The following is a 9,602-nucleotide window of genomic DNA, read 5'->3' as shown; positions in this document are numbered from 1 at the left end:
GACGCTGCGCGAGCCGCGGCGAGCGCTCGCCTGCCCGCGGGCAGCCAGACCGCACCGGCGAGCACCACGAAGGTCAGCATCCCGGAGCCGATCAGGAGCCACTCGATCGGCAGGACGTCGGCGAGCGGGCCGAACACGACCATCCCGATCGGCATGGCCACGGCCATCACGATGCCGAGGAAGCCGAAGACGCGTCCCTGGCGCTCCGGTTCGACGGTCTCCTGCAGCAGCGTCGTCGACGGCGTCGAGAAGAACGGAACCGAGAGCCCCAGGAGGAACATGAAGCCGAAGAACAGCCAGATGTTGGGTGAGAGCCCCATGCCGATGGACAGGAGTCCGAACACCAGCGAGGAGACGATGATCATGCCGATCCGACTCCGCTTCGCGAACAGCGCCGCCACGACGATCCCACCCAGGACCATCCCCACGCTGAAGGCGATCTCCAGCACGGCGAGGTTCACCACGTTCTGCTGCTCGCCCGCGTCGAACGAGCGCACCGCCATCAGGGGGGTGAGGTTCGACGGCGCCACGATGAGGACGAAGATGATCGCGAACAGGATCAGCAGCCAGCGCACGAACGCGTGATGGGCGACGTATCTCACGCCGTCCACGAGATCGGCGAAGTAGCCCGCCTCGACGTCGCCCGCCCGCCGTATCGCCGTGACCGGGATCAGTGCGAGGAGCCCGATCCCGATGATCGCGGTGACGACATCGATGAAGAAGATGGGCACCAGCGAAGCGGCGGCGCCCTCCGTCGCTGCCGCCGATGAGGCATAGATCGCCCCGGCGGCTGCGGGTGCCAGCAGCGCCATCGCGGACTGGATGGAGCCGTTGATGCCGTTCACGCGCATCAGATTGCGCATCGGCGTGATCTGCGGAATGAGGGCGGACACCGCGGGCATCTGGATGCCGGCGCCGGCCGAGCGGATCGCCAGGGCGAGGTAGATCACCCACGGTGCGTCGTATCCGGCCATCAGAGCGACGGCGAGCGCCAGCGTCGAGACGGCGATCGCGGCATCCGCAGCCATGATCAGGTACTTGCGGTTGTGCCGATCCGCCCACACTCCGCCGAAGATCGAGACGACGGCCTGCGGGAGGAAGCCGAACAGCGCCGCGAGCATCATGACCACGCCCGACTGGTAGGTGATCGTCAGGTACCAGAAGACGGCGTACTGGACGAGCATGGAGCCCAGGAGGCTGATCGTCTGCCCGCTGAGGAAGAGGATGACCTTCCGCAGCCAGTGCGGTGGATCGGGCTGGTCTGCCGCGGTCGCGCCGCCGTCGCGGCCGGATGCGTCGTCGGCGGCGTCCGCTCTGTCGTCCGGGCTCTCAGCCATGGCGTCTTCTCAGCCGACCTCGTCGAGCAGGTCTCTGGCGCCGCCCGCGAGCGTGGCGATGCGCGTCTTCGCGTCATCGGCCGAATCGCCGCGAACGTCGAGGTAGAGCTTCAGCTTCGGCTCGGTTCCGCTCGGGCGGATGATCACGCGCGAACCGTCCGCCAGCCACAGCCGCAGGACGTCGCCGGATGGCAGCTCGTCGACGCCGACCAGCAGGTCGTCGACCTTCTCGACCGCGACGCCTCCGATCGACGACGGATGCCGCGCCCTGAGGGCCGCCATGATCCGGCCGATGGACGAGACGTCCGCCACGCGGATCGAGATCTGCTCGCTGGCGAAGAAGCCGAACGTCGCATCGAACTCCGCCAGCACCCGCGCGAGGCTCTCGCCGCGAGCCCGCGCCTCGGTCACCAGCCCGAGCATCGCGATCGCCGCCGAGATGCCGTCCTTGTCGCGCACCGTCTCCGGATTGACGAGGTAGCCGAGCGCCTCCTCGAACCCGTAGACGAGGCCGGGTGCCCGAGAGATCCACTTGAAGCCCGTCAAGGTCGTGTGGAAGTCGAGGCCGTAGTGGTCGGCGACCGCCTTCAGGCCCGGTGAGGAGACGAGCGAGCAGGCGAGGGACGCGCCGGGCGGAACGTCGGCTGCCCTTGCGAGGCGCGCGGCCCGCCAGCCCAGGAGCAGTCCGATCTGGTTTCCCGTGAGCCGCCTCCAGCCGCCGGGAGCGTGCGGGTCGGGCACCGCGACGGCCAGTCGGTCGGCGTCCGGGTCGTTCGCGATCACCAGGTCGGCGTTGACGCTGCGGGCCGTCTCGAACGCGAGGTCCATCGCGCCCGGCTCTTCGGGATTCGGGAACGCCACCGTCGGAAACGCGCCGTCCGGGTCCAGCTGAGCGTCGACGGGCACCGGCTCGGGGTATCCGGCGGCATCCAGGATGCGGGAGAGGGTCTCCCACCCGACTCCGTGCATCGCCGTGTAGACCCAGGTGAAGCCCTGGGTGTCGGCGGGTGCGGGAGCAACCGCGGCAGTCGCCGTGACGTACGCGTCGACCAGTGATTCGGGTGCGGTCGCGTAACCCAGAGAGCGGGGGAGCGCCCCGACATCCCCCGCCTCGGCGATCCGCCGGATGTGCTCGGCGATCTCGGCATCCACGGGGGAGACGATCTGCGCGCCCTCATCGTGACCGCCCAGGTAGACCTTGTAGCCGTTGTCGTTCGGCGGGTTGTGGCTTGCTGTCACCATCACCCCTGCGGACGCGCCGAGCTCGCGCACGGCGAAGGCGAGCACGGGTGTCGGGAGCAGTCGCGGGAGGAGGATCGCACGCAGACCGGCGCCCGCGAACAGCTCGGCGGAGTCCTGGGCGAACACCCGGGAGTTGCGACGGCCGTCGTAGCCGATCACGACCGATGGCCCGTCGCCCCCGTCGCCGCCGCGTTCGAGCAGGAACGCCGCGAGACCCGCAGCCGCCTGGGCGACGAGCACCCGGTTCATCCGGTTGCTGCCGGCGCCCAGTTCGCCGCGCAGTCCCGCGGTGCCGAAGGCGAGCCGGCCGGCGAAGCGGTTGCCCAGATCGGCGGATGCCGCGGCATCACCCCGTTCGGCCCGGTCGATCAGCTCGCCGAGCTCGGCGCGGGTCTGGACATCGGGGTCCTGCCCGAGCCACGCCCGCGCGGTGTCCAGCAGCGCGTCTTCAGGCGCGGCGTCGTGGCGGGCGGGGTCGGTCGCCCCGGCGGTCACATCGCGCCGATCACGCGCGCCAGGAGCGATGAGATGACCGGCCCGGCCATCCGGCCGGCCTCCACCACCTCCTGATGGCTCAGGGGCGTCGTCTGGATGCCGGCAGCCATGTTCGTGATGAGCGACATGCCCAGCACCTCCATGCCGGCCTGACGTGCGGCGATCGCCTCGAGCGCCGTCGACATGCCCACGATGTGCCCGCCGAGCGCCTTGACCATGCGGACCTCCGCGGGCGTCTCGTACTGCGGTCCCGTGAACTGGCAGTAGACCCCCTCATCGAGCGAGGGGTCGATCGTGCGTGCCAGGTCGCGCAGGCGCAGCGAGTAGAGGTCGGTCAGGTCGATGAACGTCGCACCCTCGAGAGGGGTGGATGCCGTCAGGTTGATGTGGTCGCTGATGAGCACCGGCGTGCCGGGCTTCCAGGTATGCCGCAGTCCTCCCGCGCCGTTGGTCAGCACCATCGTCCGCGCGCCGGTCGCGGCCGCCGTGCGGACGCTGTGGACCACGCGGCGGGGCCCGTGGCCCTCGTAGAAGTGCGTGCGGGCTCCGATGATCAGCACGTGGCGCCCGCGCGGCGTCACGACGCTGCGGAGGGTGCCGACGTGTCCCTCGAGCGCCGGCCGGCTGAAGCCGGTGACCTCGGTCGCCGGAACCGTGGCGATCGTCTCGCCGATCAGCTCCGCTGCGTCGCCCCAGCCGCTGCCGAGCGTGAGCGCGATGTCATGACGCGGCACTCCGGTGATCCGGGCGATGTCGTCGGCGGCCTGGCCGGCGATCTCGAACGGGTCGGCGCCGGGGCGATCCAACGGGTTGTCATCCAGCGGGCCTGCGGTCGTGTCTGGCATGGACCCACTCTATGAACGCGCGGGCCCGGGAGCCAGAGCGCACGCGGGGGCCGGCATCCGTCGTCGTGGATTCAGCGCCGCTGTCGTCGCGCCGCGCTCGTGCTGGGAGGATGGGTCCATGTCTTTGAGCTTCGAGCGCACCCAGAGCGTCGCAATCATCGGTGGGGGTCCCGGGGGCTACGAAGCCGCACTGGCTGCCGCCCAGCTCGGCGCGGAGGTGACGGTGGTCGAGCGCGCCGGCATCGGAGGCTCGGCCGTCATCACCGACGTCGTTCCGTCCAAGACGCTGATCGCGACCGCCGACGCGGCCGTCGCCATCTCGGAGGCGGGCGACCTGGGCGTGCAGCTGTTCGCGCGCGGCGCCGAGGGCAAGCCGCTCAAGCCCGAGATCGCCATCAACCTCGGTGCGGTCAACAAGCGGCTCCTCACGCTCGCCCGGCAGCAGTCCGACGACATGCGCGCATCGCTCGTCGAGGCCGGTGTGCGCATCATCTCGGGGCACGGCCGGCTCGACAGCGACAACGCCGTCGTGGTCTCGACCGGGCCCAAGGGCACGGACTTCGATCGCGTCGAGGCCGACACCCTGGTCATCTCGACCGGCTCGTCGCCGCGGATGCTGCCCACCGCGATGCCCGATGGCGAACGCATCCTCACCTGGACCCAGCTCTACGACATGACCGCGCTGCCCGAGCACCTCATCGTGGTGGGCTCGGGCGTCACCGGCGCCGAGTTCGCGTCGGCCTACATGAACCTCGGCGCCAAGGTCACCCTCGTCTCCAGCCGCGAGCAGGTGCTCCCCGGCGAGGACACGGATGCCGCGAAGGTGCTCGAGAAGGTCTTCAAGCGCGGCGGGATGACCGTGCTGTCGAAGTCGCGCGCCGCGAAGGTGGAGCGACAGGGCGACGGTGTCCTCGTCACGCTCGCGGACGGCCGCACCGTCGAGGGGAGCCACTGCCTGATGGCGGTCGGATCGATCCCCAACACCGCGGGACTCGGGCTGGAGGAGGCGGGCGTCCAGATGACGGAGTCGGGGAACATCCAGGTCAACCGCGTCGCGCGCACGTCGGTGCCGAACATCTACGCCGCCGGCGACTGCACGACGTTCGTGCCACTCGCGTCGGTGGCGTCGATGCAGGGCCGCACGGCGGTCTTCCACGCGCTCGGCGACGTGGTCATCCCGCTGGAGCACCGACGCATCACCTCCAACATCTTCACCGCGCCCGAGATCGCGACGATCGGGTGGTCGGAGCAGGACATCACCGACGGCATCATCGACGGGGTGGTCCACAAGCTTCCGCTCGCGGCGAATCCCCGCGCGAAGATGATGGGCATCAAGGACGGGTTCGTCAAGCTCCTGGCCCGTCAGGGCAGCGGCACGGTGATCGGCGGAGTGATCGTCGCGCCGCGCGCCTCCGAGCTGATCTATCCCATCGCGATCGCGGTCGAGCGCCGGCTCACCGTCGACCAGCTGTCGCGCGTGTTCGCGGTGTACCCATCCCTGACCGGAAGCATCACCGACGCCGCCCGCGCCATGCACATCGTCGATCGCGCGAACGAAGACGGCTGACGCGGGCTCGGCGCGGCGCCCGCCGGCGCCCGGGCGATCGGCATCCCTCCGCCCTGTCGTTTGCGACGCTTTTCCCGCGGGTGCGGCAGCTCTCTGCGAATGCGCCAATATCTGTGGGCGCAGAAGCAGGGAAGAGGCGCTTCTGCGGCGGGAAGCGCAGAAACAGGAAAGTGGCGCAGAAGCCGAGATGCGGCGCAATTGGGCGCCCGACCGCGTCGCCGCGATCAGTCCCGACGACCCCGGCGGACGCTAGCTGATCGTCAGGAGCTGGTGACCGGCTGAGACCGTCGTGCCGGCGGTGGCGTTGATCGCGCCGATGACGCCGTCCTTGTGCGCCTGGATCGGCTGCTCCATCTTCATCGCCTCGAGCACCACCACCAGGTCGCCCTTGACGACCTGCTGGCCGTCCTCGACGGCGACCTTGACGATCGTCGCCTGCATCGGCGACTTCACGGCGTCACCGGACGCCCCCGCGACGGCGGTCGTCGCGTGCGAGCGCCGTGACGGCGGCACCGCGGCCGGCCTTCCGCCTGTGCCGGGCGCGGCGACGATCCGGTCGGGGAGGCTGACCTCGAGCCGCTTGCCCGCGACCTCGACCACCACCGTGTGCCGGGCCTCGACGGGCTTGGGCGCTTCGAGCTCGCCGTCCCACGGGGGGATGTCGTTGACGAACTCGGTTTCGATCCAGCGGGTGAACACGCCGAAGTCGCCGCCCTCCGCAGTGAAGGCGGGATCGCGCACGACCTTGCGATGGAACGGCAGCACCGTGGGCAGCCCTGCCACCTCGAACTCATCGAGGGCGCGGCGGGCGCGCTCGAGCGCTTCGGCGCGGTCGCGGCCGGTGACGATGATCTTTCCGAGCAGCGAGTCGAAGGCGCCGCTGACCGAGTCGCCCGCCGTCACGCCGGAATCCAATCGGATGCCGGGACCCCCGAATGTCTTGAACACGTGGATCGGGCCGGGCTGGGGGAGGAAGCCGCGCCCGGCGTCCTCGCCGTTGACCCGGAATTCGATCGAGTGGCCGACGGGCACCGGGTCGTCGTAGTCGAGCAGGCCGCCCTCGGCGATGCGGAACTGCTCTCGCACGAGGTCGATCCCGGTGATCTCCTCGGAGACGGGGTGCTCCACCTGAAGTCGGGTGTTGACCTCGAGGAAGGAGATGGTGCCGTCGGCGCCGATCAGGAACTCGCACGTGCCCGCGCCGACGTAGCCGACCTCCCGCAGGATCGCCTTGGACGCGTCGTAGAGGATGCGGTTCTGCTCGTCGCTCAGGAACGGCGCGGGCGCCTCCTCGACGAGCTTCTGGTGACGGCGCTGCAGAGAGCAATCCCTGGTGGAGACGACGACGACGTTTCCCGCGGTATCGGCGAGGCACTGGGTCTCCACGTGGCGGGGCTTGTCGAGATACTTCTCGACGAAGCACTCGCCCCGGCCGAAGGCGGTGATCGCCTCGCGCGTGGCCGATTCGAACATCTCGGTGATCTCGTCGTACTCCCGCGCGACCTTGAGTCCGCGGCCGCCGCCGCCGTACGCGGCCTTGATGGCGATCGGCAGACCGAACTCCTCGGCGAAGGCGACCACCTCGGGCGCCCCGGCGACCGGCCCGGGTGTGCCAGGCGCGAGCGGAGCGCCGACCTTCTCGGCGACGGAACGCGCGGTGACCTTGTCGCCCAGCGCCTCGATCGCTTCCGGCGAGGGACCGATCCAGACGAGGCCGGCGTCGAGGACCGCACGCGCGAAGCCGGCGTTCTCGGCGAGGAAGCCGTAGCCCGGGTGGACGGCGTCAGCGCCGGACCGGCGGGCGATCGACAGGATCTTCTCCACAGACAGGTACGTGTCGGCGCTGGTCGCGCCCTCCAGGGCGTACGCCTCGTCGGCGAGGCGCGCGTGCAGGGCGTCGCGGTCCTGGTCGGCGTACACGGCGACGGAGGACTTTCCGGCGTCCCGCGCGGCACGGATGACACGTACGGCGATCTCCCCGCGGTTGGCGATGAGCACCTTCGCGATCTGAGGCATGCGTGCCAGCCTACCCAGGCACCGGTCGCCCCTTTTGAGTCCACCGCACAAGAAAGACAGCGAAACGTGTGGGGGAGTCTACGAGCGGGCCGACGGAGTCTGTGCGGTTCCGAGCAGTTACGCGCGGTTCCACAGATCGGGCCAGCTGACGCCGAGTTCGCGCGCCAGGCTGCGGACCGTGGACAGCGACATGCCGACCACTGTGGAGGGGTCTCCGACGACGCGGTCGATGAACGCGCCGCCCAGGCTGTCGATGGTGAACGCCCCGGCGACCTGCAGCGGTTCGCCCGAGGCGACGTACGCGTCGATCTCGGCATCGGTCACGTCCGACGCGAAACTGACGGATGCCGCCGCCACCGCGTGCGCCTCGCGCGGGTCTGCGTCCGGGCTCACGCGGATCATGCTGTGCCCGGAGTGGAGCACGCCGGTGCTGCCCCGCATCGCGCGCCATCGGCGGGTCGCCGCCTCGGCGGTGAGCGGTTTGCCGAGGATCTCGCCGCCGATCTCGAACATCGAGTCGCCGCCGAGGACGATTCCGTCGAACCCTGATTGCTCCGCCGCGACGCGGGCGGCGACATCCGCCGCCTTGCGCCGGGCGAGCAGCAGGACGTGCTCGTGGGCACCGAGCCGCCGGCTCTCCGCCGCCTCGACCTCGGCGATGACCGCGTCCTCGTCGACGTCCGGTGCCATCGTCCGCGGTTCGATCCCGGCTTGCCGCAGCAGCATGAGCCGGGCGGGCGACGTCGAGGCGAGGCAGACCTGCATGCGTTCACGGTAGCCGTGCGACACGGAGCCTGTGGAATGCTCGGGAGGTGGACCCTTCGCCGAGCTCAGCAGGATCTTCGCCGAACTCGGCGGCCGGAGACGAACTCGAGCTCGACGTCACCGCCGTCGCCCACGGAGGTGTGTTCGTCGGCCGGCTCGGCGCAGGTTCGGACGAGTCGGGGCGCGGCGGCCGCGTCGTCTTCGTGCCGGACGCCATCCCCGGCGAGCGGGTCCGGATCCGGCTCACGGATGTCGCGAAGAAGTCCTTCTGGCGGGGCGAGGTGCTCGAGGTGCTGGAGGCGTCCCCGCACCGGCAGCAGCACATCTGGCGGCAGGCTGATGTCGCGGTGCCGCCACACCTGCGCCCTGGCGGTGCGGACTTCGGCCACATCGAGCTTTCGCACCAGCGGGTCCTCAAGCTCGACGTGCTCACCGACGCGCTGAAGCGCTTCGGGGGCGTCGACCTTCCGGTCGAGGTGCCCGCTCCGGCGCAGGCCATGGACTCCACCACCCGGGTCGCGGACGCGGAGACTCCGGACGGCACCGGATGGCGCACCCGAGTGAGCCTGCACGTGGATGCCGACGGCCGTGTCGGCCCGTTCGCGGCACGCAGCCATACGGTGGTCCCGGTCGATGACCTCCCGCTCGCGACGCCCGGGGTGGAGGCCGCGGCACTGCGACTCGCGCAGGGTCGTCCTGGGCGCATCGATCTCATCCAGCCCGCGGACGGCCGGGTGCGCGTCCTTCCCCGCGCCGATGCGGCCAAGTCCGAGCCGCGGGAGGCTCGCGAAGCGGTCGTCGAGCGCGTCGGCAGCCGCGAGTTCCGGGTCGACGCCGGCGGTTTCTGGCAGGTGCACCGCCTCGCGGCCGGAACGCTGGACGCGGCCGTGCGCGCCGCGATCCGCGGGGTCGGCAACGGCTCGACGGAGCGCAACGAACACGTTCTCGACCCCGACGCGTGGCACCTCGACCTGTACGGCGGAGTCGGGCTGTTCGCCGCCGCGCTCGCCGAGCTCGGCGGGGCGCGGGTGACGTCGGTGGAGTCCGATCCGCGCGCGACGCTGCACGCCGGCGAGAACCTGGCCGAGTGGGTCGGCGCGAGGGCGGAGACGGCCCGCGTCGACCGATTCGTCACGCGACTGGCGGCCGATGCGTCCGCGCGCGACCGCGATCGACTCGCTCGGGGGGTCACCGTCCTGGATCCGCCCCGCTCGGGGGCGGGACGCGGGGTCGTCGAAGCCATCGCCGCTCTGAGACCGTCCGCGATCGTGTATGTCGCGTGCGATCCGGTCGCCCTCGCCCGCGATGTGGCGACCTTCCGTGCCGAGGGCTACG

Annotated in this window: 7 protein-coding genes; 2 read left to right on the top strand and 5 right to left on the bottom strand. The window is 70.7% G+C overall.

Annotated features, from left to right (window positions below):
* The 3 genes from VFX99_RS03630 to VFX99_RS03620 all read right to left on the bottom strand — a co-directional run.
* Positions 1–1,337 (bottom strand): MFS transporter (locus VFX99_RS03630; RefSeq protein WP_329664956.1); only part of this gene is annotated, 1,337 nt, incomplete at its 3' end.
* A 9-nt stretch (positions 1,338–1,346) separates the two neighbouring features.
* A complete protein-coding gene (locus VFX99_RS03625) occupies positions 1,347–3,074 on the bottom strand; it encodes a phospho-sugar mutase (protein ID WP_329664955.1) in 1,728 nt (575 codons plus the stop codon).
* A complete protein-coding gene (locus VFX99_RS03620) occupies positions 3,071–3,919 on the bottom strand; it encodes a purine-nucleoside phosphorylase (protein WP_329664954.1) in 849 nt (282 codons plus the stop codon). The genes VFX99_RS03625 and VFX99_RS03620 overlap by 4 nt, the downstream gene beginning before the upstream one ends.
* Before the next feature lie 118 nt (positions 3,920–4,037).
* Between VFX99_RS03620 and VFX99_RS03615 the strand changes: the two genes are divergently transcribed.
* Positions 4,038–5,486: an NAD(P)H-quinone dehydrogenase gene (locus VFX99_RS03615; protein WP_329664953.1), complete on the top strand. Its 1,449-nt coding sequence runs from the start codon at positions 4,038–4,040 to the stop codon at positions 5,484–5,486.
* Positions 5,487–5,735: 249 nt separating this feature from the next.
* Here the strand turns inward: VFX99_RS03615 and VFX99_RS03610 are convergent, their stop codons facing one another.
* Complete coding sequence (locus tag VFX99_RS03610) at positions 5,736–7,502, bottom strand: acetyl/propionyl/methylcrotonyl-CoA carboxylase subunit alpha (RefSeq protein WP_329664952.1); 1,767 nt, start codon at positions 7,500–7,502, stop codon at positions 5,736–5,738.
* 117 nt (positions 7,503–7,619) lie between these two features.
* Positions 7,620–8,267 carry a Maf family protein gene (locus VFX99_RS03605; protein WP_329664951.1) on the bottom strand — a complete coding sequence of 216 codons (648 nt, stop codon included), beginning with the start codon at positions 8,265–8,267 and terminating at the stop codon, positions 7,620–7,622.
* Between the two features lie 47 nt (positions 8,268–8,314).
* Here VFX99_RS03605 and VFX99_RS03600 point away from each other — a divergent pair.
* A partial coding sequence (locus tag VFX99_RS03600; protein ID WP_329664950.1) for a class I SAM-dependent RNA methyltransferase occupies positions 8,315–9,602 on the top strand: 1,288 nt, incomplete at its 3' end.

This window comes from Microbacterium sp., assembly GCF_036277215.1.
Taxonomy (GTDB): domain Bacteria; phylum Actinomycetota; class Actinomycetes; order Actinomycetales; family Microbacteriaceae; genus Microbacterium.
This window is presented reverse-complemented; position numbering and strand designations above follow the sequence as displayed.